The sequence below is a fragment of the Streptomyces sp. NPDC045846 genome (genome assembly GCF_056431605.1).
This window is the reverse complement of sequence record NZ_JBWKKJ010000003.1, coordinates 335641-361386: the sequence shown is the minus strand read 5'-3', so window position 1 is coordinate 361386 and position 25746 is coordinate 335641. Positions and strand designations below refer to the sequence as shown.

Genomic DNA, 25746 nt, shown 5'->3' with positions numbered 1-25746 from the left:
TGGCGCGCTCCGGGCGCGCGGCGGATGATGCGCTGCGTACGGAGGCGGTGCGGCCTCCACCCTCGCGCAGGGGAGCCACGATGACTGGTGCCGGGTCCGAGCCGTTTGCCTCACGGCCCGAAGTGCGCTCCTCTCATGGGGTGTTGCGCGGCACCCGGGAGGCCGGGGTCGCGGTCTTCCGGGGCATCCCGTTCGCCGAGCCACCGGTCGGCGCGCTGCGCTTCGCCGCGCCGCGGCCCGTAGGTGGCTGGAGCGGCGTGCGGGAGGCGGTCTCCTACGGCCCGCCGCCACCACAGGCCGCCCACTTCGGCATGGATGCCCTGGCGCGCGACCCGGCGGACCACGACTGGCTCACGGTCAACGTCTGGTCACCCGTACCCGAGACCGGCGCGGGGCTCCCGGTGATGGTGTGGATCCACGGTGGTGCCTATGTGATCGGCATGTCCGGCCTGCCGGAGTACGACGGCACCCGGCTGGCCCGGGACGGCCAGGTCGTCGTGGTCACCTTCAACTACCGCGTGGGCATGGAGGGTTACGCGCAGATCGAGGGAGCCCCGGCCAATCGGGGCCTGCTCGACCAGGTGGCCGCCCTGGAGTGGGTGCGCGACCACATCGAGGCCTTCGGCGGCGATCCGGGGCGGGTGGCCGTCTTCGGCCAGTCGGCGGGCGGGGGATCGGTGGCCGCGCTCCTCGCCACGGACCGTGCGGCCGGGCTGTTCCGCCGTGCCGTCGCGCAGAGCGCACAGGGCACCTACTTCTCACCGGAGCTCGCGGCCGACATCGCGGCCGCCTGCGCCGCCGAGCTCGGACTGCGCCCGACGGCGGCCGACCTGGCGGACGTGGACCCGCGGCGGTTGTCCGCCGCCGCTGACGCGGTCGCCGCGAAGGCCGGTCAGAGGGGGCATCGCTGGGGCCGCGCCGCGCGACGGTCGGTGTTCTTCGCGCCCGTCGTGGACGGCGAGACGCTGAGGACCACGCCGTGGCAGGCGCTGGACGACGGCGCCGGGCGTGCCGTCGACCTCATGGCCGGCCACACCCGCGAGGAACAACGCCTGTTCACCGTGCTCGACGGGCTCCTCGGCCAGGTGACCGAGGAGCAGGCGGCGGCCGCCCTCGATGCCTTCGCCCCGGAACCGGACGGAGCACGCCGGTACCGCGACGCGTTCCCCGCCGCGAGCCCGGACGAGCTGTACGAACTGGTCCAGTCCGACTGGCTGTTCCGCATGCCGACCCTCCGCCTGGCCGAAGCCCAGGTGGCCGGGGGCGGCCGGGCGCACCTGTACGAACTGACCTGGCCCGCGCCCGGCATGGGCGGTGCCTTCGGCGCCTGCCACGGCCTGGACGTGCCCCTGGTCTTCGGCACCCTGGACCGCGGCCGGCCCGCCGCGCTGATCGGGGAAGCTCCGTATCCGCGGGCGGAAGCCCTGTCCGCGCGCATGCGCGCCGCGTGGACGGCCTTCGCCGCGCACGGAGACCCCGGCTGGCCCGCGTACGACACCCAGCGACGCCGGACCCGACTCTTCGACGCCGAGCCCACCGTCGTTTCGTACCCGGAGGAAGCCTCCCGCCGGATCTGGCGCGACCACACCTTTCCCGCGCTGCCGCTGACCGGTGGCTAGTGCCGCATCATGCAACGTTCGCCCCGCTGAACCCGGTCGGGGGTAGAGACGACATGCCGGAGCGAGATGCCCACTGTGTGCGGCAGTGAGCTCTGCCGGAGTTCCAGCCGTGGGCTCTCACTCGAAGTTACGGGCAGATGTAAGGCCTTCGATGAAGGACCGGAAGTCCGGGGCGAGGGCGAGATCGGTGTCGAAGTCCGCATCGAACTAGGCAACGGAGGGTTCCCGGTGTCGGCCACAGGCGCGGTAGTCGAGTCCGATCCAGCAGTGCCCGTCCCCCGAGAACAGCACGATTCCGGTTGGAAGTCCCCACTCCCCGACCAAATACGGACTGTCGAGCAGGGAGGTCGTTCCCCTGCGACGGCCGATGCCCAACATGGTGTCGAAGGGGACGTGGTCGGTGCTCCAGGAGGTCGGCTGACTGGTGGGGAAGGCATTCCATTCGTCGGCGACCTCGCCGCCATTCCGATGGCGCAAGAGATCGAGCAGGGAATTGGGAAGCGTGACATCGAGCAATCGCTGGGCCTCCACGACCGCCCGGTCGGTTAGCGCCGGCTGCACCGTGTACTCGCTACTCGTGTCCCACAGGGAGCGCTGGACATCTTCAAAGCGTGCCATGGCCAGCATCGTAGGAGCGGTGTCCCACAGGTTCCCTCCCGCCCGGTCGCGGACGACCAGAATGATCACGTGGCTGAACGCGTGCAGGTCCGGAAGATCGATGACAACGAGGGCAAACGGTTGGTACGGATCGTCCGCCGGTGCACCGGGTCGGTGGTGACCTGGCGCCGGGCCCAGATGGTGCTGCTGTCCGCCCAGCACATGCCGGTGGCGCAATGCCTCCCGAAGGCCTGTGGGCGGGGCTCAGGCGGAGCGGGGTTTGCGGTTGGTGGCCTTCGTGGTGGCGTGCTTCTTCGCGGCGTCCTTCTTGGGCGGCGCGCCGGCTTCTTCGCGGCCCGCTTCTTCGGCAGGTCGCGCACGGTGGCGACCGGGCCGCCCAGCTCGCCGCGGTCGGCTTTCGCGGAGGCCACGCTGGCGTTCAGTGTTGCCATCAGGTCGACCACCTCTCCGGGGCTCTCGCGGGTTGTGCCCACGCGCCGACGGCGAGGTTGCCGTTAAGACGACTTCGGGCTCGCCGTCCTCCGGTATGACAAGGTCGCGCACTCCGCGACCCCCAGCTCGGACAGCACCGCCCGAAGCCGATCCAGGGCCACAGCACGGTTCGAGCCCTCCGCGATTTCGAGGTCGAGATGACAGCTACCCATGCCGCTTCCCGCGCCGGTGACCTCGCCGTCGAGCTCGAACGCCGCCTCCAGTGCCTCCTCGACCTCGTCACGATCGATTGGCAGCCCCACGAACACGATCTCGACGAACACCCCGGTCCTCCTCCTCAAGCCGGCGAACCATAGCGGTCACAGCACTAGCGGCATGCCTTGCGCTGACAGCAGCACCATCTGGGACCGCCGCCAGGTCACCACCGACCCAGTGCCCCGGCGGATGATCCGCAGCAGCCGCCGACCCTCATCATCATCGATCTCACGTACACGTACTCGTTCAGCCACCCGGACACAATGACGATCACGCGCCGCCCGGCACAGCACCCCGAACGGCGCGGCACATCACAACAGGGCCGCCTGATCAAGCATCAGCTGTACCTCGGACGGGGCGTGGACAACCGCCACTACGGCACATTCCACCCGAGTACGACCGGCAGCCCATGCTCGTAACCCAGCGTATTGATCGTCCCCGGATACGGGTGCCCGAACTGCCGTGCGGCTGACGCGTCGAGCCCGAGTCAGCGCGCGGTGAGGATGCGTGACAGATGGCCGTGCGCGACAACGGCCACGTCACCCTTGTCCAGCACCGGCCGGACCCGGCCGAGAAAGGCGTCGACCCGCACAGTCACGTGCCCGAGGTCCTCGCCCGCGTCCACGCCGTCACGCCACAACTCCCAGCCGGGCTTGAGCTCCTGGATCTGCTCGGCGGTCAGCCCCTCGTAGCGGCCGTAGTCCCACTCGATCAGGTCGGCGTCGGGCTCCGCGCCGCTCAGCCCCGCCAGCTCGGCCGTCCGCACGGCCCGAGTCAGCGGGCTGCTGTAGACGGCGGCGAACTCCCGTCCGGCCAGCCGAGGCGCGAGCGCACGCGCCGCTTCCTCCCCCGCCTCGGTCAACAGCAGGTCGGTGCGGCCGGCATGCTGGCCGGTCCGGCTCCACGCAGTCTCACCGTGCCTGATCAATATCAACTCGCCCATGGCCGAGAAACGTATCTCACACCGCACACAGGGCGAACGTTGCCTGACCCGGTACTAGCGTCGTGGGCTCGGCACGGGGCGGAGGACGAACCGCGGTGAGGCGTCGCGACGGTCGCGGCTACAGCGGCGGGACCAGTTGGAAGTAGCGCTCCAAAAGGGCGCCGTCGCCCCGGACCTCCAGGCCGTCGGCGGGGATGCGGTGCCACAGGAAGAGCATCAGGTCCGATGCCGTGGCCGTCAGCTCGACGTCACAGCATTGGGTGCCCGTGTCCAGGCGGACGCCGTCCGGATCCAGCTGTGCGATCCAGACGCCGGAGCCGTCGGACTGCCGGAACCGGAGCCGTTCGCCCTGCCCCTCCGGGGCGTTGTGGCGGGCGCGGCGGGCGGGGGCCATGACGTCGAAGGTGTGGCGCACGGCGTCGGCGGCGAGCAGGCGGTCGACGGGCCGGGCCTCACCCAGGGCGTTCTGGAGGTCCCAGAGGTGTACGGCCGCCTCGATGGCCTGCATGCGCTGCCAGAAGCCCACGGACTGCTCCTGGGACCAGGACCACACCCGCTCGGTGGGATCGTGCTCGGTGAACAGGGTCGCCAGCCGGGAGGCCCCCTCGTGGAGCCACGCGAGGAGACCGGAGGGGAACGCGGCCTGGTTCGGGGCGTGTCGGGGATCGGGCCAGCCCTTCGGGTCCGCAGGGAGCGACAGGAACGTGAAGTCGGTGTCGTCGGGCTGGTCGAGGAGCCCTTCGCCGATCACCCGGCTCACATAGCGGTGCACGGCACCCAGATGGAACACGAGATCGGCGACCGACCAGCCCGGGCATGAGGGCACCAGCGGAATCCCGTCGGCCTCGGCCTTTCCCGCTGCGTCGAGCGCGGCGTTCTCGAAAGCCTCGATGTCACGACGGAACTGACTCACATGGTCCATGTCCCCGAGCACTCCTCACCCAGCAGGGGTCGACTGTGTCGCCAACGGGCCCGCGGTGAGCGGGGGTTGAGCGCGGACGGGACCGCGCTCCCCGCGTCCGTGGGGCGTCGCCCCAGTCCAGCACCGTGATCACCCGTTCCGCAAGGCGGCGCTCGGGAAGGCCGCCCCCGTCCGGGAAGGGCGGGGGCGGCGGTGCGTCACGGCGTGCGGGCCGTTCGGCGGGGGCGCGTGGGGCTCACCAGGTCACGGGGATCTCGGCGGCCATGATGGCCATGCGGTTGGGGTGCCAGGGGACCTCCGCGGGCGGGACGGCGAGACGGATGCCGGGCAGCCGGTCCAGGAGGGTGCGGAAGGCGACCTCGGACTGGCGCCGCACCAGGTGGGCGCCGGGGCAGTGATGGCGTCCGTAGCCGAAGCGGAGGTGCGGGTTGGGCGAGCGGGCGGGGTCGAAGGTCTCGGCGTCGGAAAACGCCGCCGGGTCGTAGTTCACCGCGTCCAGGGAGAGCAGGATCATCTCGCCCTCCGTCACCCGGGCGGAGCCGAGCTGGGCGTCGCGGGTGACGAAACGCGGGATGGCGTTGCCCAGGACGACACTGCAGCGCAGCAGCTCCTCCACGCACTGCGGCATGGTCTCCGGGCGTGCCCTGACCCTGCTCATGGCCTCGGGATGGCGCAGCAGATTCAGGGAGGCGACGCCCAGAAAGCTCGCGAAGTCCTCGTAGCCGCTCACGAAGAGGACGGACACGATGTTGGAGAGCTGACGCTCCGTAAGGCCCTGCTGGGGGGAGTTGAGGTCGGCCAGCCGGTCGGCCAGGCCACGGGGGCTGCCCGGGTCGCGGGCGGCCATGTGCTCCTGCATGTACTGGCGTATCTCCTCCCAGTTGCGGGCCAGTTCCTCGTGGGTGGGGGTGACCATGGTCAGGTCCAGGTCGGCCCGGTGGGCCAGCCACGCGTGGTCCTCGAAGGGCAGGCCGAGGAGGCGGCACATGCACTGGGCGGCGACCCACTCCGCGAAGTGGCGCTGGAGGTCGCCGGGGGCGCCGTCGCGGACCATCGCGTCCAGGCCCTCGCGGGTCACGCCTTCGACCCAGTCGGCGGGAAGGGCGGGCTGGTCGCGGCCGAGGGCCTTGAGGACCTCGTCGCGCAGGCCCGCCTTCTGGAGGTGGTTCATGGCGTCGAGCAGTTCGGGCGCCATGATCGGCGCGTCCTGTGCGGGGCTGGTCGCCTCCGCGAGCACGGAGCGTCCGAAGGCGCGGTCGCGCAGCACGTGCTGGGTGAGCTCGTATCCGGTAACCAGCCAGGCCTGATCGCCGGAGTTGGTGCGGACCCGCGCCACCGGGCAGCCGCCGCGCAGCTCGGTGAGTTCCGGGGCGAGCCGGTCGCCCCGGGTGCTGAACGGATAGTGCGGGAGGGAGCCGTCGTGCGGGGTCGCCCCGGTGGTGGGTGCGTGCGGTGCGGTCACGGGATGCGGGCCTTTCTCATCGGGTCGCGTACGGTTCGGCGGAGCGGGCGGAGTCACCACCGCACGGGCAATCGGGCCGGGGCGCGCAGCGGGGTGGACTCGTCCCAGGCGATGGCCTCGTGCGGCACGGCCAGCTCGATCCCGGGCAGCCGTTCCAGCAACACCTCGATGGCGGTGGCGAGTTGCAGGCGGGTCAGATGCCCGCCCAGGCACGCGTGCGGGCCGTGTCCGAACGCGAGGTGCGCGTTGGGGGACCGGGTGAGGTCGAGACGGTCGGCGGTGGCGAACGCCTCCGGGTCGCGGTTGGCGGACGCGGGCACCGGGACGACCGCGTCTCCGGCCCGGATGCGCTGCCCGTGCAGGGTGAGGTCCTCGGTCGCGACGAGGATGTTGATGGCGTTCATCAGCGGGACGTACCGCAGCAGCTCCTCCACCGCGGTGTCGATCCGCTCGGGTGCCTCGCGCAGGCCGCGTAGCTGGTCGGGGTGGGTGAGCAGCACGAGCAGGGCGTTGGCGGTGTGCTGGATGTTGGTCTTGTAGCCCGCCATGAGCATGGTGACGACGAAGCTGACGACGTCGTCCCGGCTCAGCCTGCCGCCCGGTCGCCTGGCCTCCGCCAGGAGTTCCCCGATGTAGTCGTCGCCCTTGCCGTTCTTCTCCCGGACGGAGATGAGTTCGTCGGCGTAGTCCTGGAGCGCCTGGAGCGCCGCGAGCACCTCCTCCATCGTGAGCCCCGCCGCGCCGAGGAGCGTGAGGGTGTGCGGCAGGTAGATGTCGCGGTCCTCGTAGGGCAGGCCGGTGGTCTCGCACAGCACGCGCAGCGGCAGCGGATCCGCGTAGGACGCGACGAGATCAGCCGTTCCGTGCGCACCCGCCCCGGCCACCATCGCGTCGACGAGTTCCCCGGCCATCGCCCGGATCCGGGGCCGCATGCCTGCGAGACGGCGCCGGCCGAACATCGGCAGGACGGCGCGGCGCACGCGCTCGTGGTGCTCGCCGGTCATCTCCAGGAAGGTCGGCAGGGCGGGCGGCGGCGCGTCGGCCCCCTCGCGAGGCGGCCAGGCCGACAGGAGGGGCCGGACGAGCCGGGAGTCGGCGAACGCGGCACGCGCGTCCTCGTACCGGCTGATCAGCCAGCCGCTCTCGCCGTTGGGCAACTCTGCTTTGACGACGGGCCGTTCGGCCCGCAACCGGGCGTACGCGCAGGGCGGGCCCGCCGTACCGGGTTCGGCCTCCGGTACCGGGATGAGGGCTTTGGGGCTGCTCATGCGGCGTTCTCCGATCCCGCATCGGGCGTGTACGGCGTGTCGTGGTGCGGCGGGTGGCCCGGGCGCGCGATGTAGCCGGACGTGAAGAAGTACTCCAGGTACCGGTCGAGGAGCTCCGCGTCGACCGGCGGGCAGTGCAGCCCGCTGCCGGCCAGTGCCCCCTCGGCGTTGCTTCGGCCGAGGACCGGGAAGGTGCCCTTGAGGTACATCTCCTTGACGGACATGTCGGCGTCGCGGCCGCGGTCCACACACAGGGACACGAAGGGTGCCGTGGCGCTCGTCGGGTTCTCGGCGACGTACCGGACCAGCTCGCCGACCCACTGTGCGTACGGCAGGGTCCGCAGGGTGATGCCCGTGGCGCGCATGCGGTCCAGGACGTCCGACAGCATCGCCGGGCGGGGGTTGGTGAGGTGGTAGACGCGGCCGTCGGCCGGCTGGTGGGTGGCGATGTGGACCACCGACTCGGCGAGGTGGTCCACGGGGACGAAGTCCATCGGCAGCTCGATGTCGGGGGCCAGGCCCGTCTCGGCGATGGTCTTGAACAGGGAGCAGATGGCCGTCTCGGTGTTGCACGCGCCGTGCTCGCGGTCGCCGGTCACCTCGTAGGGCCGGTACACGGCCACCGGCAGGCCCTGCTGGGCGGCCTTGCGCAGGACGCCCTCGGCGACCCACTTGCTCTCCGCGTAGCCCATGGTGAGCCGGTCGGCGTGGGCGAGCGGCAGGTCCTCGGGCACCTCGCGCACCCTGGCGGTGCCGAATCCGGCGGCGACGGCGACGGTCGAGACGAAGTGCACCGGCACCCGGCGCGGGGCCGCGAGCCGGATGACCTCCCGGGTCCCGTCGACGTTCGCCGGGCGCAACTGCTCGTATGGGTAGAGGAAGTTGACCCGGGCGCCGTTGTGCAGGATCAGGTCGAGGTGACGGCTCAGGGTGGCCGCGTGGGAGGCCGAGAGGCCCAGTCGCGGATGGGTCAGGTCCCCGGGGAAGCACGCCACGCGCCGCCACTCGGCCTCGTCCAGGCGCAGCCCGTAGCGGTCGAGAGCGGTGCGTACGCGCTGCTCGGCGTGGGCCGGGTCCGACGCCCGTACGGGGCAGTGGACGCGGGCGGCGGTCGTGCGCAGGAGGCGGTGCAACAGGAACACTCCGACGAACCCCGACGCTCCGGTGAGCAGCACCTCCTTGGGGTTCTGAGGGGTGGGCGCCGGACCTTCGGCGGGCGGCAGGGTGAAGCCGAGCCCGCTCTCGCGTACGAAGTCGACGACGGGCCCGGGACCCGCGCCGGCGCCGCCGCGGGCCTCGCGTACGGCGGTGGCGAAGCCCTCCAGCGTAGGGGTGGCCAGCAGGGCCCTGATCAAGGTCGAGCCGAGTGCGGCGTCCAGCCCCAGCACGGCCAGGGTGCGGGTGACGGCCTCCGAGGCGAGCAGGGAATCACCGCCGAGGAGGAAGAAGTCGTCCTGGGGCGCTGGACGTACGCGCAGGACCTGCTGCCACACCTCGGCGAGCGCGTCGAGCAGCCCCTCGATCTTCGGCCCGCCCCGCTCGGGAGCGATCACCGCGTCGGTGCCCGGGCCGGGCGGCGGGGTGACGGACTTGAGCCGGGCGCGGTCGACCTTGCCGCCGCTGGTCACCGGGAGGTGGTCCAGGGGCACCAGAGCCGGGACGGCCTGCGGGGGCAGCCACTGGGCGCAGTAGGCACGCAGGGCGGCGAGCGGCGGGGTGCGGCCGGGGGCCGTGGGGGTGACGTAGGCGGTCAAGGTGTCCGATCCGGCTTCGACGGCGGCCTCACCGACCTCGGGGTGGGCCCGCAACCGGGCCTCCACCTCGTCGAGTTCGATGCGGGCTCCGCGCAGCTTGACCTGGCGGTCCAGGCGGCCGCGGTATTCCAGGAGCCCGTCGGCGTCCCAGCGGGCCCGGTCACCGGTCCGGTACAGCAGTCCGCCGGGTTCGACGGCGGGCAGCGAGACGAACCGCTCGGCGGTCAGCCGGGCATCGCCGAGGTACCCCAGGGCCAGGCCGTCCCCGCCGACGTACAACTCCCCTTCCTCGCCCGGCCGCGCGACCGACCCGTCGGCGCGCAGGACGTGGCAGGTGGTGGCGCCGAAGGGGCGGCCGAGGGGGACGTGTGCGGCGTCGTGCGGAAGGGGGCTCAGGACGTGCGCGGTGGACACCACCGCGTTCTCGGTCGGGCCGTAGAAGTTCACCACCGTGGTGTCGGGGCAGGCCGCGAGGACGGCGTTCGCGAGGTGTGCGTCCATCGCCTCGCCGCCGGCGGAGACGAAACGCAGCGGGGCCAGCGCGGCGGGGCGGGTCCGGGCGACCAGGTGGAACACGCTCGTCGTCAGATAGGCCACCGTCACCTGGGCCGTGCGGAAGAGCCGTTCCAGCGCTGCGGGGGAGAGCAGTTCCGCGCGGTCGGCGATGACCAGGCAGGCGCCGGTGAGCAGCGCGCCCCAGATCTCGATCGTCGAGGCGTCGGAGGACAGTCCGTACGCGTGCAGTATCCCGTCGCCCGGCCCCGGCGGGGGGAGTTCGGGGTCGGACAGGACGAGGCGCACCACGCCACGGTGCGGCACGGCGACCGGCTTGGGGCGGCCGGTCGTCCCCGAGGTGAAGGCCACGTACGCGCAGTCCGTCGCGGAGCCGGTCCGCGCGAGGGCGGGCCGGTCGGCGGCGGCCACGGCCCGGTCGAGCGGGCCGACCTCGACCGACGCGCGTAGACCACGCACGCGGCGGGTGCTGCCGGGCAGGGTGACCGCGGCGCTCAGCCCCGCGTCCTCGGCCATGGCCCGCAGCCGGGCCGGTGGGAGGTCCTCGTCGAGCGGCACGTACGCGCAGCCCGCCTTGAGGATCCCGAGCAGTGCCACCAGTGCCTCGAGCGAGCGGCTGCCGCACACGCCTATCAGGTCGCCGGGGCGGACGCCGCGTGCGAGCAGGCGGTCCGCCAACGCGTCGGCGTGGGCGTCGAGTTGGCCATAGGTCACGACGCGCTCGCCGTGCCGGGCGGCCGGTGCGTCGGGCCGGGCCGCGGCCTGGGCCTCGAAGAGCTCAGGGATGAGGCTGTCCCGGGGGTAGGCGGGCGCGGGTGTCCCGGCCGCCCGGGGCGTGGACGCGGCTGAGGGTCGTGACGGGGATAACGGAACGTCGGTGTTGTTCATGAGGTCCTTCTTGCTCGAACGGTGTACGTGCGCGGGGCCGGCGCGGCCCGTGCGGGGATCTCGGGGCGGTGGCGCTCAGCCGCTGCTGCCGCCCGAGCCCTCCTCGGCGAAGTCGGCGGCGAACGCGGCGAAGTCCGCGCTGCGCCAGCGCTCGGGACGCATGCGGAACAGGACGTCGTCCGTGAGCTGGGCCGAGGTCGCCGCCAGATAGGCGCGTGCCTCCTCGGGATCCAGGTACCGGTGCGCCAGCGCGTCCCGGACGGCCGGGGCTATCGGGTCCTCGACCGCGGTGACCGGCCCTTCGACGCTGACGTACCGGTACGGCCGCGTCTCGTCCTGCACGCAGAGGCTGAACCGCCCCGCGGCGCGCAGGAGCCGCGCCTTGATGTTCTCCCGGCCGGTGCCGACGACGACGTCGCCGCCGGGCTCGTACCCGTACCAGACCGGTACGAGCAGGGGCGCGCGGTCGCCGCCCCGGGAGTCGGCGACGCCCAGGACGCCGACGCGTGGTTCGGCGAGGAAGTGTTCGCGGGCGTGGCGTGGCATGGAGGGCAGCATGGGTGGAGCTCCCGTCTGGGTGACTTGGCCGGGGTGACGCCGTCGGGGGCGCCACCACGGTGAGCGATCGTGCGAACGAGTGATCACTCCCCGACCAAATAGCCACTAAAACAGAGGGTTTAGGCCGTTTTGAGCCGGTTTTATGCGGAGTCTCGGTCCAGCCGTGAACGGCCCGGCGCGGGGCCTTCGGCGAAGCCGTCCGGTAGGCGGGAGAGCCCGGGAACCGGCACAGGGGCAGAGGTCACCCCACGGCTCGCACCCTAGGCGCGGGGATGTGCCGGGCGAATGGGCCGCTCCTCGGCGTCGGCTGAAAACACGGGGGTCACCGGCGTGACCCGCGGGTCCGGCCCGGCCCTGTCGCGAGAAGGCGCAGCAGCCCGCACCGACCCACCTCGCCCGCCCCTGCCCCCGCCCGAGTCCTGCCCGGAAAGTGTGCTGTGGAGGTGTGTCGTCAGCTCCCGGTGGCCCGCAGTGCTGTCGCGTCCTTCGGCAGGGGAGTTGTTCGTTCTTACCCTCCGGGCTATCCGGGGTTCATCGGCCATGGCTAATGTGGTGCGTTCATGTGTGGTGCGGCAGTGGGCTGACACCGACCAACCGGAGGGGGGCCGGAGTTGACCGATCAGGGGGCGTACGCGGAGGGGCCGGAGACCGCGCCGATACCGGAGGGGGTGGCCGAAGCGGCGGGCCGGGCGCGGCTCGGCGCCCATGTGGCCGCCTACGGGGGCCGTCAGGATCCCAGCGGGATGGGATGCATGACGATCCTGGCCATCCTGCTCGGCGTGGTCGCGTTGGTCCTGCTGGTGGCCGGCATGGCGGGCGGGGCGCTCGTGCTCGCTGTGCTGGCCGGTCTTTCGTTGCTCGGCCGCTCGTGGGAGCGGGCCGGGTCGCGGCGCAACGCGACTCTAAGGCTGGACCTCTACCGGGACGGCTGCGTCGTCTCGAGTGACGGGCGGCTGAGTGTCGTGCGCTACGACGCGACCTCTGTCTGGCAGAACAACGTGCGGCACACCGGTGCGTTCGGGCACACGGACTACGAGTACACCCTCCTCGACGTCGACGGGGCGAAGGTCGTGCTGCGCGGCCGCTCGGACCGGACGGTGGCGCGCGGGGTCCTGGAGGGCTTCGACGCCTGGGGCAAGGCGATACAACTGGGCGTCACCGACGCCCAGTTGCCGCGTGCCGTCGCGGCCGTCCAGGCGGGGGAGCGGCTCGACTTCGGCCACCTGTGGATGAGCGCCGAGCGGATCGGCTCCCAGAAGGAGTCCCTGTCCTGGCAGGAGATCCAGGCGGTCGAAGTCGTCAACGGGTACCTGAAGATCCAGGTCACCGGACGGTGGCGCACGCTGAGCAACCGTTCCGTGGCCGTCGTCCCAAACCTCTTCGTCTTCCTGACCCTCGCCGACCGTCTGCTGCGCAGGGCCCGCCGCTGACAGCCGCGGGCCGAGAAGTCCCGGGCACCGGTCCGGTCAGGACCGCGCGGGCAGCGTCCGTACCTCGACGTCCACCTGGGGAAGCTTCGCCCACCAATGTTGGTAGCGGCCGTACGGAGCCGACTCGCGCCCGGCGAGCAGAGTCGCCAGTGACCGGGCCTCGGAGGCCAGGCCGTCCCAGGCGGCGGTCGGCAGCGGGTGGAAGGCGGTGGCCTCGATGCCGCCGTCGACCGGCCGCCACACTCCGGCGACATAGCCGTCCACCAGCAGGGTGGGCAGCACGTCGCCGTTGTTCCGGATCACCGAAGACCGGTAGGGCGCCGGGATCAGACGCCCCCGGTCCGCGTAGGCGAGCAGGATGCTGTCCCACATCGCCATGAGCCGGGGTGGAGCAGGGGTGTCCGGCGGTGGCCGGTCGGCATCCGGAAGGTCGAACAGTGGGACACCTCCCGGCCCCTGGAGGCGTACGACGGCACCGTCCAGGGCGGCCAGCGCTTCGCTCACCAGGGGCCGCCGCACCAGCGCGAACTGCGCCACATCGGCCACGGAGGCGGGCCCGAACCCGGCCAGATAGCGCAGGATCAGGGTGCGCAGGGCTTTCGGGTCCCCCGCCCGCCCGGCGACAGGCGGCTCGATTCCGGAGCTGATGTAGGACGGCCGGACACCGAACGACCAGGGCGCGCCCGTCGGTACGTGCTGCAAGGGCGCGTAGGCCTTGAGCCCCCACCACCCCCCGTCCTTCTTCGCGGCCCCGAGCCGCTCCTCGACCCAGGCCTGCATCTCGGCCGCGCTGCGAGGCCGCTCCGCGAAGGCCAGCAGCCGCGGCACCAGCTCTTCGGCGTCCGCGGGCGTCAGCCCCGCGGCGGCGAAGCGGTAACCGAGCCGGGAGCTGTACAGCGTCGACTCCATCGCCGCACGGAAGACCGGATAGTCCTGCGCCGCCACGGCGTGCAGGGTGATGCGCATGAGCGTCGCCTTGACGACGGTGCGCCGGGCGAAGGCTTCGTCCAGCTCGGCCGGGGCGAAACCGGCGAGCCGGTTCCAGAGCGCGAGATACGGCGAGGCCGGCTGCTGTGCCTGGAGCGCGACAAGACGCCGAACGCCGTCCGGCACGGACAACGGCTCACGCGCCAGCAGTAGTTGCCGACTCAGGGTCGCCCGGTTGAGCCCGCGTTCGGTGATCTCCATGGCCCGGAATTCTGCCCCGCCCCACCGGCGCCCGCCAGCTTCCGGCCTCCCACGCGAACCGCGGCGGCCGGGCCGAGCCGACACCCTGTGACACGTGGCGCGTTCAGTGCTCCGCGATCAGCGGGAGCACCATGGCCGCGGACCAGCTGAAGTTGGGTGAGTTGAGGGGGGCTCCGGTCAGCGGGTCGTAGTTCTCCATCAGGGGTGCGTCGCCGCTGAGCCCGGCAGCACCGTCGAGCAGGCGCGCGGACAGGGCGTCCGCGTCGCCGCCGTATCCGTAGCGGCGCAGTGAGGCGAGGGCGAAGTACGCCTGGTCGAGCCACACGGGCCCGCGCCAGTACTGCCGCGCAGCGAAGTACGGCGAGCTTCTGGAGACCGTGGGCAGAGGCAGGGGAGTGGCGAACTCGGCCGGGTCCAGCAGCCGTTCGCGCACGGCTGCCGCCTGGTTCTGGGTGGCGGCCCCGGCCCACACCGGGATCGCGCCCTCGATCCCGCGCCCCCGCTCCGTCAGCCGGGTGCCCGTGCCGAGCGCGGTGTCATAGAACCAGCCGGTGGCCGGGTCGTACATCCTCTCCCGTACGGCCCGCGCGGTGGCGGCGGCCCTGGCCCGCCAGTCCCGCGCCGCCGCCCGGTCGCCCACCTCCGCGGCGATCCGGCCCAGGTACTCCTGGTCGGCGGAGAGATAGGCGTTGAGGTCCACGGACTCCTGGGTCAGCGAGTAGCCGGTCACCCGGCCCGCGCCGTCCCGGTTGGGGACGACCGAGGTGCCAAGGGCGGCGTCGAAGCGCGGCGCGTTGTCCATGCCGCTCTCCCATGCCGCCGCCTGCCGCTGGTGCTCGGCGGTGTCGTTGGCGGGGTCCACCGTCGCGCCGTACTCCGCGAGCCCGTTGTGATCGTGGTCCCGGTTGCGGTACCACCAGTTCTGGTAGGCGGCCAGCTTGGGGTACACCTCGCGCAGGAAGTCCTTGTCCCCGCTCCGGCGGTAGACCTGCCACACCGACCAGGCGCCCAACGGGGGCTTGCTGTGCCGCTCGTTCCAGTTCGTCCCGCCCCGCCGCGGGTCGTTGTAGAAGACGACGTCCGGGATCATCCCGGCGTCCTGCGGCCGGGTCGTGGAGCCGGGCGGTATCTGGTGGTCGAGCACCGAGCGGATCTGCGACTGGGCGAGCCCCGCGTCGAAGCGTGCCGTGCCGACCGCCTGTTTCCAGGTGTCCCAGGCCCAGAAGCCGCCCGCGAACCACTTGTACGAGAGGGACGGCGTGATCCCGTCGTGTGCGAGGCAGCCCGCGGCGCTGCGCCAGTTGGTCACCAGCGTCTCCAGCGCCTTGACGGCGAGGCGCCGCCGCGCGGCCGGGACCCCGGCGGTCACGCCGTCGACGTACCGCCGCCAGCGGGCCTCTGCGGCCCGGACGGTCCGTGCCGGGTCGGCGAGCGTCAGCCGGACCGCACCGGCCTCGGCGGCGCGCTCGGCCCCGGTGAAGGTGAAGCTCTCGGTCCAGTCCAGGAAGCGCTCCGCGCCGGGCGCGACGGTGAAGGGCCGGGTCAGTTCCGTACGGTAGGAGTCACCGGTCACGGCCGTGCGGACCGGGTCGGCGTGCCGCACCTCGAACCGCTCGGTGCCGTCGGTGAGGAAGTCGTCGGGTGCGCGCACCTTGGCGAAGTCGACGGCCACACCCCCGGGCGCGACGGCCAGGTGAGGGGCCTGGCGCATGGGGGCCTCGGCGGGCCGCAGCAGGGCCCCCGTCCAGTCGGCACCCAGGGTGCGGGCCGCCCGGCCGGTGTTGCGCACGGCGGCGCGGACCAGCGCGGTGCGATGGGTGGCGTACCGCAGTTCAAGGGTGAGCCGCAGGCCGCCGCCGATGTCGTACGTCTGGATCAGGGAGCCCGGGCGGGAGGTGAAGCGGGGCTCGGCGCCGCCTGCCAGGTCCAGCGTGCGGCCGCCTTCGCTCAGCCGGATGCGGCTGAAGGAGGTGCTGAGCCACCAGGGATACTCCTGGGCGATGTAGAGCGGGCCCGTGAAGCCGCCGTAGCCGCCCGGGGCTTCGGCCGAGGGCAGGGCGTAGGCATGCCAAGCCCCTTGATCGGCGAAGACGTTGACGGGGTTGTTGTCCCGCGCGTCGCCGGGCAGCGCCGTGACGGGAGTGCCGCGCAGGTCGAGCACGTCGTCGTAACGGGAGCCGTATCCGGCGGAGGCGCCGCGCGGGGCCGGGGCGGCGGCGGTGGGCTGGACGCAGGTGGCGGCCACGGCCAGGACGAGCGCGAGGACATACAGGGCGCGCGGGTACGGCCGCATCGGCGAACTCCGTTCTTCCGCGATCCGGGGGCGTGATCCGAAGAGTGCAGCATGGACCGGACCCCGCGCCGAGGCCAGACCTTCACCCGCTCCGGCCTGAACTCGCCGCAGGTGCACCGGAGTTCGGCGGCGAAGAGCGGCCCCGGGAACGTCATTCACCTGGCCGCCTGGTTCTCCGGCCGTCGCGGGTGTGTGACCATGCTGGGCATGACGCCTGGCAGGATCATCTTCCTCAATGGCACGTCGAGTTCAGGGAAGTCGAGCATCGCGCGGGAGCTCCTGGAGATCCTGGACGACGGTGTCTACTCCCACTTGGCGGTGGACGGCTTCAACGCGATGCGCACCAAGCGGGCGCTCGGACCGGCGGAGCTCGACCGGGCCTTGCGCAGGACCAGGATGGGCTTCCACCGGGCGGTCGCGGGCATGGCCCGGGCGGGCAACGACCTCGTGGTCGACCACGTGCTGAGCGAGCCGTGGCGGCTGCGGGACTGCCTGAGGGTGCTGCGCCCGCAGGACGTGCTGTTCGTCGGCGTGCACTGCCCGCCGGAGGAGCTGGCCCGGCGGGAACTGGCCCGGGGCGACCGGCCGCCGGGCCTCGCGGCGCACCAGTACAACCTGGTGCACACGCACGGCGACTACGACATGGAGTGCGACACCGGCACGGCGACCGCACGCCAATGCGCGCAGCGGATCAAGGAGTTCCTCCCGCACCGCCCCAGCCCCACGGCGTTCACACGCCTGCGCCTGCGCCATCTGGGGAGCGGCTCGGCGTCGGAGCTCTCAGACCACGCCGATGTCGGAGAAGAACTGGTACCGGACCGGATCGTCGGGCAGGAACCAGTGGAAGCCCTCCTCCAGGAAGACGGCGACCAGGTTCACGGCGATGATCAGTGCGACGAAGCCGATGGCCAGGTTCCCGAGCAGCCGGTTCGGTGACGCAGGAATCGTGGAGTCGGCGGTGATGTGCGCCAAGGCCATCACCACCCCGACGGCGGCCACGGACGCCACGAAGAGGATCCACGCCCAGACGTACATGTGCAGTCCGAGCACGGGGTCGCCGTAGCCCTTGTCGCCCGGCAGGATGTGCAGCATCGTCTGTCGCCAGGCCGTGAAACCGCCGCCGACGCAGGCGATCAGGGCGAGGCCCCAGCCGGTCATGTAGTCGCGTCCGGACACCGTGCCGGTCATGCCCCTGCGGACGACGGTCGCGGCGCCCAGCGCCGCGAGCAGCATGAACATCCGCTGGATCATGCACAACGGGCAGGGATAGTCCCAGCTGATGAACTGCACGCCGAGGCCCGCGCACACGACGCCGGTCCAGCCGACGGCGAAGAAGCAGGCGAACCAGAACTGCACCTGGCCGAGGACCGGGAGCCTTCGGCCCGCGTCGAGCGGGGGAGTCGTCGGGTCCGTCATGTCAGTAGCTCAGTCCCAGGCCGAGGCTGCTGGTGATGTGGTGGTTCAACAGCACGGCGACCAGCACGATCACGACCGCCCAGCCGCCGAGGACCACGGCTCTGGACCGCTGCTGCCAGATGGTCACGAGCGTGCCGAGCAGGCCCGCGAAGATGATGGTGTCCATGGGCGCGAACCGTACGTACGGATCCGGTGGGTTTCGAGCCGCCGCGCACGCGTGACCTGGCCGTACGTCCGTACGGCGCACCCGCGGGGCGGCAGTCCCTTCCTGCCGCCGTCAAGGCTTGGGCGGAGTTCCGCGGGGCCGCTGCTATCGGACGCCGTCGGCGCGGCCCGTCACCACGAAGGCGCCGTCGGGGGTGCGTCGCGCGAGGTGGCCGGTGTGGAAGTAGCCGTCGGCGGTGAAGGAGTTCGCGTGATGGTCCGGGGCCCGGTAGTAACCGCGCGGAGTGTAGGGGCCGCGGGCCAGCATCTCGCCGGATGCGCCGTCGGCCACGTCCTCGCCGTCGGAGTCGACCAGGCGGACCTCGTCGTCGGGGGAGAGCGGGCGGCCCTGTGTGGCGAGCACGGTCTCGTCCGGATCGGTGGGCCGGGTCAGGATGAGCGGACCCTCGGCCGGGGCGAAGACCTGCTGGAGGCGGCAGCCCAGCTCCGGGCCGACCCGTTCGGCGGTGGCCCGGGGCAGGGGTGGACCGCCGACCTGGAGCAGGCGCAGGCTGCTCAACTCGGCCGGGCGGGTGGCGAGTTCATCGAGCCAGCGCTGGAGGGTCGGGGGCGCCAGCGAGGTGAACGTGACTCCCTCCCGTTCGATCAACGGCAGGCATGCGGCGGGTTCCGGGTCCTTTGCCAGGACGACGGTGCCGCCGACGGAGAGGGTGCCGATGACGCCGGGACAGCCGAGGGCGAAGGCCGACGCGGCCGGGAGGGCGGCGAGGTACACGTCGTCCTCGGTGAGGGCGACCGCTTCGGCGGCGGCCTGTGCCTGGTAGCCGTAGTCGTTGTGGGTGCGCGGAACGAGCCGGGGAGCGGCGGTGCCGCCGTCGCCGGAGAGCAGGAGGAACGCCACCTGGTCCGCGCTCTGGGCGAGCGCCGGCTCGGGCGCGGCGTCGAGGGAGCCCAGCGGTGAGTACTGGCAGCCCGAAGGGTCGGTGGTGAGACCGCCGTAGGGGGACTCGGTGCCCGGCGCCTCCCATGTGAACACCCGTCGCAGGAACGGCCACCGGGCCGCGATGTCCGCCGCCATCGCCGTGTGGTCGACACCGCGGTGCGTCGCGGGACCGACGTACCCGACCGCCTGGGTGATCCGCACGAGCTCGGGCACCTCGGAGGCGGGGTGTGCCAGGGGGCAGAGCACGGGAATCGCCCCGGCGCGCATCAGCGCGAAAACGGTGGTGACGAACTCGGGGACGTTCGGCAGCTGGACGACGACCCGCTGGCGGGGCCGGATGCCGCGCAGCCGGAAACCGGCGGCCATGCGGTCCACCTGCCGGTTCAGCTTCGCGTAGGTGAGCCGTGTGGTGCCGTGCACGAGCGCGGTCCGCGGCCCGTGCTGGAGGGCCCAGCCGCGCAGCAGGTTGTCCAGTGTGTTGCCGCGCCAGTACCCGGCCGCCCAGTAGCGGTCGACGAACTCCTTGGGCCAGGGCGTGCACCCGTCGAGTAGGGATGTCATGCGCTTCCTTCTGTACCGGCGCGGGAACGGAGGCCGTGCGGATCGCGCCGCGCCCGCCGGGTGGTGGTCCCGACGGCGCGCGTCCCGACCCCGAGGTCGGGACCGGCCCCGCCGAGGCGATCTCGGCAATCCAATCCGTCGCCCTGCGCCCCGCACAAGGCGCCGTCCCGACCATGGACGCCGCCTGCCCTCGGCAGAAGGTCCAAGGAGTGAGGGCGACCAGGAGGGACGCCGGGGCCCGCGCCGGTCGACCAGGCCGACGGCCGGCCCCTCCCCGTGCGGAGGGAAGGGGCCGGCCGGTGAAAGCAGGTCCGTGCGGCCTCTGTTACCGCAGGAGGCCGCGCACGGCTTCCGGGTCGGTGGGGGTGAGCGGAGTGGCCGCAGCGGCGGTCTTGGCGGTGAGGGACGGCTCGCTCACGTACGTGGGAGTGGGATCGGGCTCCGGGGCGCAGGTCTTGGCGATGCGGCCGCGGGCCGTCGGCAGAGTCCCGTCGCGGAGGTAGTCGGCGAAGGTGTCGTCCAGGCAGGCGTTGCCGTGGAAGAGGATCTCGTGGAAGCTGCCGCCGTTCTGGACGACGAGCTTCGAGCCGGGCAGCGCGTCGTGCATGGCGAGCCCGCCCTGGTAGGGGGTGGCGGCGTCCTCGGTGGCCTGGAAGAGCAGCACGGGCGGCAGGCCCTTGCCCGTGATCTTCATGCGGCCCGCCGGGTTGCCCTGGTAGGGCCAGAACATGCAAGCCGCGTTGTACCACATGTTGTTGTACGTGTAGAAGGGTGCGACGGCGTTGACCTTGGCCTGGTCCTTCTTCCAGAACTCCCAGTCGCGCGGCCAGGCGTTCTCGGTGCACTGGGCCGCGTTGTACGCGGGGAAGGCGCCGTCGTCGCCGCTCGGCGCGGCGTACTTGTTGTAGGCGGTGTTCAGCGCCCGGGTGTCGTGGTGGGTGAGGTAGGCCGAGAGCACGGTGGCCATCCGGGGCCAGCGCAGGAAGTTGTAGCCACCCCCGTAGAAGGTGTCCTCGAACTCGGCCGGGCCGATCTTGCCGGGGGCGGGCGCCGCGTCCACCGGGTGCGTCCGCAGATCGGCTTCGACCTGCTGGTACGCCTTCTCGACCGCGGCGGCGTCGGTGCCCAGGTGGTACACGGAGTCGGCCTTCGCCGTCCAGGCCGCGAAGGCGTCGAACCGGCGCTGGTGCTCCTTGTCCTGGAGGATGTTGTGGTCGTACCAGCTGATGGTGGGGCCGACGATGCTGTCGAGGACCATGCGCCGCACGTGCGACGGGAAGAGCTGGCCGTAGGTGGAGCCCAGCGAGGTCCCCCAGGAGCCGCCGTAGAAGTTGATCTTCTGTGCTCCCAGGGCCCGCCGGATGCTGTCCATGTCGCGCGCGTTGTCGACGGTGGTCATGTGCGGCATCAGCCAGGACCAGTCGGCCGCACAGTCGGCGGCGTACCCGGCCGCCTTCGTCAGCCAGGCCTTCGAAGTGCCCTGGCCCACCTGGTAGTCCGGGCGCTCGCCGTCGAAGTAGTGCGCGTCGCACACGACATGGGGCTCGCTGCTGTTGGTGCCCCGCGGGTCGAAGCCGATCCAGTCGTAGGTCGACGCGACGTCCTTGGGGATCTGCCCGGCGATGTAGGCGGGCATCCAGAGCCCGGAGTCGCCGGGGCCGCCGGGGTTGAGCAGGATCGGCCCCTGCCGCTTGCTCTGCGGCGCGGTGGCGGGCAGGCGGTTCACCTTGATCTTGATCTTGCGGCCGTGCGGGTCGGCGTAGTCCACCGGCACGTCGAGCATCGCGCACTGGAGCGTGGGCGTGGTGGCGTCGTTGCAGGAGCTCCAGACGAGCTTTCCCTGCCCGGTGTCCTCGGGGGCGGCGGGCGCGGCGCCGGCGGACGTGCCGGTGAGGGCTGTGACGGCCGCGGCCGCCGAGAGCAGAGCCAGGACTTTTCTCATGCGGAGCAGCATGTGATATGTGAAATGTTACTGGCTAGAGGAGCGGCGGGACGTTATCAAGCTGTGACTCACCGGCCGAGTCGCCGGACCCGCCCGCCGTCGAGAGATCGCGGTACGGCGCGACCGGCCCCGGCTCGGAGCGCCGCCGCTACCCGTAAGGGTGGTTTACCGTCCCTCCCGGCCCCCGCCCCCGCTCGCGCAGGATGCTTGCCACCCGAGGTGTTCGTGCGACTGCGGGTGGAGATGGTCATGGCGAACGGAAGTGTCCTGCTGGCCCTGCGTGAGGACCCCCTGGGCGGCGGGATCGGGGCCGAGCAACTGCGCCGGATCGGCAAGGAGTTGGAGGAGCGCGGCCTGGAGGTGCGGTGGGCCCGGACGGCCGAGGGCGCCTGCGCGGCCCTGCGGACCGAAGCGGGCCTGAGCGCCGCCATGGTGGCGTGGGAACTGCCCGCCGAGAGCGGCCCCAAGCCCTCCGACGGGGCGGAGCCGGGCGGCGCGGCCGTCCTGCGGCAGCTCTACCGCCGGTTCAAGGACCTGCCGGTCTTCGTCGTCATGGCCGAGGACTCCGACCACGGACTGGACCAGCTGCCCCTGTGGGTCGCGGAGACCGTCGTCGGGTACGTCTGGCCGCTGGAGGACACTCCCTCCTTCATCGCCGGCCGGGTCGCGCACGCGGCGCTCGCCTACAAGGACGCGATCCTGCCGCCGTTCTTCAAGGCGCTCCGGCGCTTCGACGACGCCCACGAGTACTCCTGGCACACACCCGCCCACTCCGGCGGGGTGGCGTTCCTGAAGTCACCGGTCGGGCGGGCGTTCTTCGACTACTACGGTGAGCGCCTCTTCCGCACCGATCTCTCCATCTCCGTGGGGGAGTTGGGCTCGCTCTTCGAGCACAACGGTCCCATTGGCGACGCGGAGCGCAACGCCGCCAGGGTCTTCGGCGCCGAGCGCACCTACTTCGTCCTGCACGGCGACTCCACCGCGGACCGCATGGTCGGCCACTACTGTGTCACAACCGACGAGATCGCCCTGGTGGACCGCAACTGCCACAAGTCGGTGCTGCACGGCCTGGTGATCTCGGGCGCCCGCCCCGTCTACCTCGTGCCGACACGCAACGGCTACGGCCTCGCGGGCCCCCTGCCCGCCCGGGAGACCGCTCCCGACGCGGTCGCCGCGCGCATCGCCGCCCATCCCTTGACGCCCGGAGCGGTCTCCACCGACGCCCAGTACGCCGTCGTCACCAACTCCACCTACGACGGCCTGTGTTACGACACCGTGCAGACGGCGCGGGCCCTCGCCCCCAGCGCCCCGCGGCTCCACTTCGACGAGGCATGGTTCGCCTACGCGCGCTTCCACCCCCTGTACGCAGGGCGGTACGGCATGGCGGTGAACTCGGACACCTTCGAGGGCGAGGACCGTCCCACCGTCTTCGCCACCCAGTCCACCCACAAGCTGCTGGCCGCCCTGTCCCAGACCGCCATGGTCCACGTGAGGTCCTCACCCCGCGCCCCCGTCGAACACGCCCGGTTCAACGAGGCGTTCATGATGCACGGCACCACCTCCCCGCTGTACCCCGCCATCGCCTCCCTCGACGTGGCTGCGGCGATGATGGACGGCTCGCAGGGCGAGTGGCTGATCACCGAGGCCGTCACCGAGGCGATCCGGTTCCGGCAGGCGGTGGTGCGCACCGGCCGCCGCATCGCCGCCGCCGGTGACCGCCCGGCCTGGTTCTTCGGCGTGTGGCAGCCCGAGACCGTCGGTGACCCCGCCACCGGATCCCGCACACCGTTCGCGGACGCCGCCCCGGCCCTGCTGGCCACCGACCCGGCGTGCTGGGAGCTCGACCCCGACGCCGACTGGCACGGCTTCCCTGGCCTGAGCCGGGGCCAGTGCATGCTGGACCCCATCAAGGTGACCTTGACCTGCCCCGGCGTGACGGCGCAGGGCCGGAGCGAACCGTGGGGCATCCCCGCCCGCGTCCTCACGGCCTACCTCGCCGAGCGCGGCATCGTCGTGGAGAAGACCGACACCTACACCACGCTCATCCTCTTCTCCATGGGCATCACGAAGGGCAAGTGGGGCACGTTGATGGACGCCCTGATGGACTTCAAGGCCCTCCACGACGCCGAAACCCCACTGCGCCAGGTCCTGCCGCAACTGGTCGAGCGCCACCCCCGGCGCTACGGGCACACCACTCTGCGCGGCCTGTGCCAGGACATGCACGAACACCTCACCCACGCCGACCTGATCGACGCCCTGGACACCGCCTTCCAGCAACCGCCCCACCCCGTCGTGCCGCCCCAGCGCTGCTACCAGCAGCTGATCCGGGGCGGTACGGAACGCCTCCGCCTCGCGGAGGCCTCGGGCCGGGTGGCCGCCGCGATGGTCACGGTCACCCCGCCAGGCATCCCGGTCCTGATGCCCGGAGAGGCACTCGGCGCCCCCGACGGGCCGGTGCTCCGCTACCTCGGCGCCCTGGAGGCGTTCGACCGGGCCTTCCCCGGCTTCCACAGCGAGGCACACGGCGTGGTCGTCGACGCGGACACGGGTGAGTACCTCATCGAGTGCGTGCGGGAGGAGGCACCGCACCGAGGCTGACACGCAGGGCGGGCAGGGGCGATGATCCGTACTGCCCGCCCCCGAGCGGGTGTTGAGGTGGGCAGACCCTAGGCGCGCGGCAGCGCGAGCCAGGCCTCCCAGCTGATGTCCCGGCCCAGGCAGCGGGGCCGCCGGAAGGGCCAGTCGGTCGCGATCCACTGCGGCACGAGCGCGTCGAGCGCGCGCTCCGCCTCACCGCCGGCGAGTGCGTCCACCACCCACCAGGCCACCTCCCCGTCGGCACCGGTGCGCTCGGGCGGGTCGATGTAGACACAGCCGAGGAGTGACGTCTCCTGTTCGTCGAGGAGCGCGTAGTTGAACGACTGGTGCGCGGCGATCTCCTTCTCGTGCCGCAGCAGGTCGACGCGGTTCTCTTCGTACGTCATCGTCTCACTGGGCCACGCCCAAGCCGGACCGAAGACCTCCCACAGGCGCTCTCGGGAGCCCATGACCGCGGGGTAGTCGAGCGCGCAGTCCGCCTCCCGGATCGGCCGTAGGTGAAGCGTCGTACGGGGCACGGGCACATGCACGGGGTGGACGAAGTCGTCAGGCAGCCAATTCACAAGGGCCGAGGCTACAGCCGTCCTGCGCGTGACTCGCTGGCCGGTCGGCCGTCCAACTGCCCACGGCGCGGGCTCAGTACGAGTCGTGGGCCTGCCAGTACGTCCAGGCGCCGCAGGGGCTGCCGTAGCGCTCGTTCATGTAGTTGAGGCCCCACTTGATCTGGGTGGCCGGGTTGGTCTGCCAGTCGGATCCCACGGAGCTCATCTTGGAGCCGGGCAGTGCCTGGACGAGGCCGTAGGCGGTGCCGTTGGTGGCCCGGTAGTTCCAGCTCGACTCGTTGTCCACGATGTTGCTGAAGCACTGGAACTGGCCCGCGGGGATGATCTGGCGGGCGATCGCCTGGACCTCGGAGACCGAGTAGGAGCTCTGGACCTGGAAGGTGGTCCGACTGGTCGAACGGCTGGCGGTCTGGGTCTCCAGGTCGCGGGCCTTGGCATCCTTGTCGGCCTTGGTGGCTTTGTCCTTGTCGGCGGCGCTCTTCTTGGCCTTGGCGTCTTGGGCGGCCCTCAGGCGCGCGGCCTCCTCGGCGGACTTCTTCGCCGCGGCGTTGGCCTGGGCCGACTGAGCGTCCGCCTGCTGCGCGAGAGACGCGGTCTGCACCTGGGCCTGCTGGCCGGCGGGTATGTCGGCGAGGAGCGTCGTGTCGGCGGCGCCGGCCTCGACGTTGTCGTTCGAGGCGGCAGCGGGGCTCCCCGCGGCAACGCCGACCACGGCGCCAACGGCGGTGACCGCGGTGGCAGACGCCACCGCGAATCCCCGGATCGGGATCCGGCTCACACGAGTTCCTTCCAGGAGGATGCGCACGGGTGACCTCGCGGGCGCGATCGTGCCCCTTGCTTGTTCCTCCCAACTGCCGGTCACGGAGGACGGAACCCGATGGGCAACTTCCCGGGGGGAAGATCCGGGTGATGCGCGGGCGGCATACGGCTCGGCTATTGAGTTGTACGAGTACGAGGTACCCGGGGGACGGGGGTGGCCGTATGCGGGGCCTGACGGTTGTAGAACTCTGCGGGAAGCCGACACCGCCAGGCAATTCCCCGCAGCGTGTGAAACCTCACACCTCGTTCAGCCCTAGAATTTCTGCGATCACCCACCCAGGAGGGTGTCACGGGGTTAGGATGCCACGCTTCGGTGACCGTCCAACGGGGGCACCATGAACCGCAGTTGACGGCCGTTCAGCGCCCCGGCGCACGGAGTGAGCTGCGAAGACGTGGCCCGGCCAACAGCGGGGCGCCGACACGTTAGTGGAACGTTAGCGGCTGGTGCGAGACTCGGCGCAGGCGTTCTCCTGTTCAGGAGCTCAGGCCGGAGATCGGTCTGCCGAATGAACCGTACGGTGCAGCACTTTTCGCCTTCCGCCAACCCCGTGCCGGAGCGCTGTATTTCGACTGGCCTTTCCCGGAGGGCCTTTGAT

At 71.8% G+C, this 25746-nt stretch carries 18 protein-coding genes and 4 pseudogenes; 5 read left to right on the top strand and 17 right to left on the bottom strand.

All coding sequences use genetic code 11. The features are described 5' to 3' along the window. Positions 1–80 precede the first annotated feature (80 nt). A complete protein-coding gene (locus tag AC07F3_RS10690; protein ID WP_479112523.1) occupies positions 81–1619 on the top strand; it encodes a carboxylesterase/lipase family protein in 1539 nt (512 codons plus the stop codon). A gap of 207 nt (positions 1620–1826) precedes the next feature. On the opposite strand, the gene AC07F3_RS10685 is transcribed toward AC07F3_RS10690, so the two are convergent. Further along, a complete protein-coding gene (locus AC07F3_RS10685) occupies positions 1827–2237 on the bottom strand; it encodes an SMI1/KNR4 family protein (RefSeq protein WP_479113081.1) in 411 nt (136 codons plus the stop codon). 69 nt (positions 2238–2306) lie between these two features. On the opposite strand from AC07F3_RS10685, the pseudogene AC07F3_RS10680 reads away from it, so the two are divergent. Beyond that, a pseudogene (locus AC07F3_RS10680) lies at positions 2307–2453 on the top strand (IS630 family transposase); the annotation flags it as partial. A 278-nt stretch (positions 2454–2731) separates the two neighbouring features. Here the strand turns inward: AC07F3_RS10680 and AC07F3_RS10675 are convergent. The 8 genes and pseudogenes from AC07F3_RS10675 to AC07F3_RS10640 form a co-directional block, all read right to left on the bottom strand. Further along, entirely contained in the window at positions 2732–2992 is a 261-nt protein-coding gene (locus AC07F3_RS10675; RefSeq protein ID WP_479112522.1) for a hypothetical protein, read from the bottom strand. Between the two features lie 45 nt (positions 2993–3037). After that, positions 3038–3178 (bottom strand): annotated as a pseudogene (locus AC07F3_RS10670) (IS630 family transposase); the annotation flags it as partial. A 119-nt stretch (positions 3179–3297) separates the two neighbouring features. Beyond that, a pseudogene (locus tag AC07F3_RS10665) lies at positions 3298–3867 on the bottom strand (histidine phosphatase family protein). Positions 3868–3985: 118 nt separating this feature from the next. Further along, entirely contained in the window at positions 3986–4789 is an 804-nt protein-coding gene (locus AC07F3_RS10660) for a maleylpyruvate isomerase family mycothiol-dependent enzyme (protein ID WP_479112520.1), read from the bottom strand. 235 nt (positions 4790–5024) lie between these two features. Next, the gene (locus tag AC07F3_RS10655; RefSeq protein WP_479112518.1) at positions 5025–6251 is read right to left on the bottom strand and encodes a cytochrome P450; all 1227 of its coding nucleotides are present in this window, start codon (positions 6249–6251) and stop codon (positions 5025–5027) included. 53 nt (positions 6252–6304) lie between these two features. Next, positions 6305–7519, bottom strand: a complete 1215-nt coding sequence (locus AC07F3_RS10650; RefSeq protein ID WP_479112516.1) for a cytochrome P450 family protein — start codon at positions 7517–7519, stop codon at positions 6305–6307. Continuing rightward, positions 7516–10674, bottom strand: coding sequence for an amino acid adenylation domain-containing protein (locus tag AC07F3_RS10645; RefSeq protein WP_479112514.1), 3159 nt, complete (start codon positions 10672–10674; stop codon positions 7516–7518). The genes AC07F3_RS10650 and AC07F3_RS10645 overlap by 4 nt, the downstream gene beginning before the upstream one ends. A 75-nt stretch (positions 10675–10749) precedes the next feature. After that, positions 10750–11220 carry a pyridoxamine 5'-phosphate oxidase family protein gene (locus tag AC07F3_RS10640; protein WP_479112512.1) on the bottom strand — a complete coding sequence of 157 codons (471 nt, stop codon included), beginning with the start codon at positions 11218–11220 and terminating at the stop codon, positions 10750–10752. A 623-nt stretch (positions 11221–11843) separates the two neighbouring features. Between AC07F3_RS10640 and AC07F3_RS10635 the strand changes: the two genes are divergently transcribed. Beyond that, entirely contained in the window at positions 11844–12662 is an 819-nt protein-coding gene (locus AC07F3_RS10635) for a DUF6585 family protein (RefSeq protein WP_479112511.1), read from the top strand. Positions 12663–12698: 36 nt separating this feature from the next. On the opposite strand, the gene AC07F3_RS10630 is transcribed toward AC07F3_RS10635, so the two are convergent. Together AC07F3_RS10630 and AC07F3_RS10625 are read right to left on the bottom strand one after the other, a co-directional pair. Beyond that, positions 12699–13850 (bottom strand): winged helix DNA-binding domain-containing protein, encoded by a 1152-nt coding sequence (locus tag AC07F3_RS10630; RefSeq protein WP_479112509.1) that lies wholly within the window; start codon positions 13848–13850, stop codon positions 12699–12701. Between the two features lie 103 nt (positions 13851–13953). Next, complete coding sequence (locus AC07F3_RS10625; RefSeq protein ID WP_479112507.1) at positions 13954–16143, bottom strand: MGH1-like glycoside hydrolase domain-containing protein; 2190 nt, start codon at positions 16141–16143, stop codon at positions 13954–13956. Between the two features lie 207 nt (positions 16144–16350). Between AC07F3_RS10625 and AC07F3_RS10620 the strand changes: the two are divergent. Continuing rightward, positions 16351–16908 (top strand): annotated as a pseudogene (locus tag AC07F3_RS10620) (chloramphenicol phosphotransferase CPT family protein); the annotation flags it as partial. Positions 16909–16923: 15 nt separating this feature from the next. On the opposite strand, the gene AC07F3_RS10615 reads toward AC07F3_RS10620, so the two are convergent. The 4 genes from AC07F3_RS10615 to AC07F3_RS10600 form a co-directional block, all read right to left on the bottom strand. After that, on the bottom strand, positions 16924–17559 hold the full coding sequence (locus tag AC07F3_RS10615) for a disulfide bond formation protein B (RefSeq protein ID WP_479112505.1): 636 nt from the start codon (positions 17557–17559) through the stop codon (positions 16924–16926). 1 nt (position 17560) lies between these two features. After that, positions 17561–17725, bottom strand: a complete 165-nt coding sequence (locus AC07F3_RS10610; protein WP_479112503.1) for a DUF5993 family protein — start codon at positions 17723–17725, stop codon at positions 17561–17563. A gap of 144 nt (positions 17726–17869) precedes the next feature. Beyond that, positions 17870–19228, bottom strand: coding sequence for an AMP-binding protein (locus AC07F3_RS10605; protein ID WP_479112502.1), 1359 nt, complete (start codon positions 19226–19228; stop codon positions 17870–17872). Positions 19229–19553: 325 nt separating this feature from the next. After that, positions 19554–21170 carry an alpha/beta hydrolase gene (locus AC07F3_RS10600; RefSeq protein ID WP_479112500.1) on the bottom strand — a complete coding sequence of 539 codons (1617 nt, stop codon included), beginning with the start codon at positions 21168–21170 and terminating at the stop codon, positions 19554–19556. Positions 21171–21419: 249 nt separating this feature from the next. Between AC07F3_RS10600 and AC07F3_RS10595 the strand changes: the two genes are divergently transcribed. Further along, positions 21420–23768, top strand: coding sequence for an Orn/Lys/Arg family decarboxylase (locus tag AC07F3_RS10595; protein WP_479112498.1), 2349 nt, complete (start codon positions 21420–21422; stop codon positions 23766–23768). A 68-nt stretch (positions 23769–23836) separates the two neighbouring features. Here AC07F3_RS10595 and AC07F3_RS10590 read toward each other — a convergent pair whose 3' ends face one another. Together AC07F3_RS10590 and AC07F3_RS10585 are read right to left on the bottom strand one after the other, a co-directional pair. Continuing rightward, positions 23837–24331 (bottom strand): GNAT family N-acetyltransferase, encoded by a 495-nt coding sequence (locus tag AC07F3_RS10590; RefSeq protein WP_479112496.1) that lies wholly within the window; start codon positions 24329–24331, stop codon positions 23837–23839. A 73-nt stretch (positions 24332–24404) separates the two neighbouring features. Continuing rightward, positions 24405–25109: an aggregation-promoting factor C-terminal-like domain-containing protein gene (locus AC07F3_RS10585; protein WP_479112495.1), complete on the bottom strand. Its 705-nt coding sequence runs from the start codon at positions 25107–25109 to the stop codon at positions 24405–24407. Positions 25110–25746 lie beyond the last annotated feature (637 nt).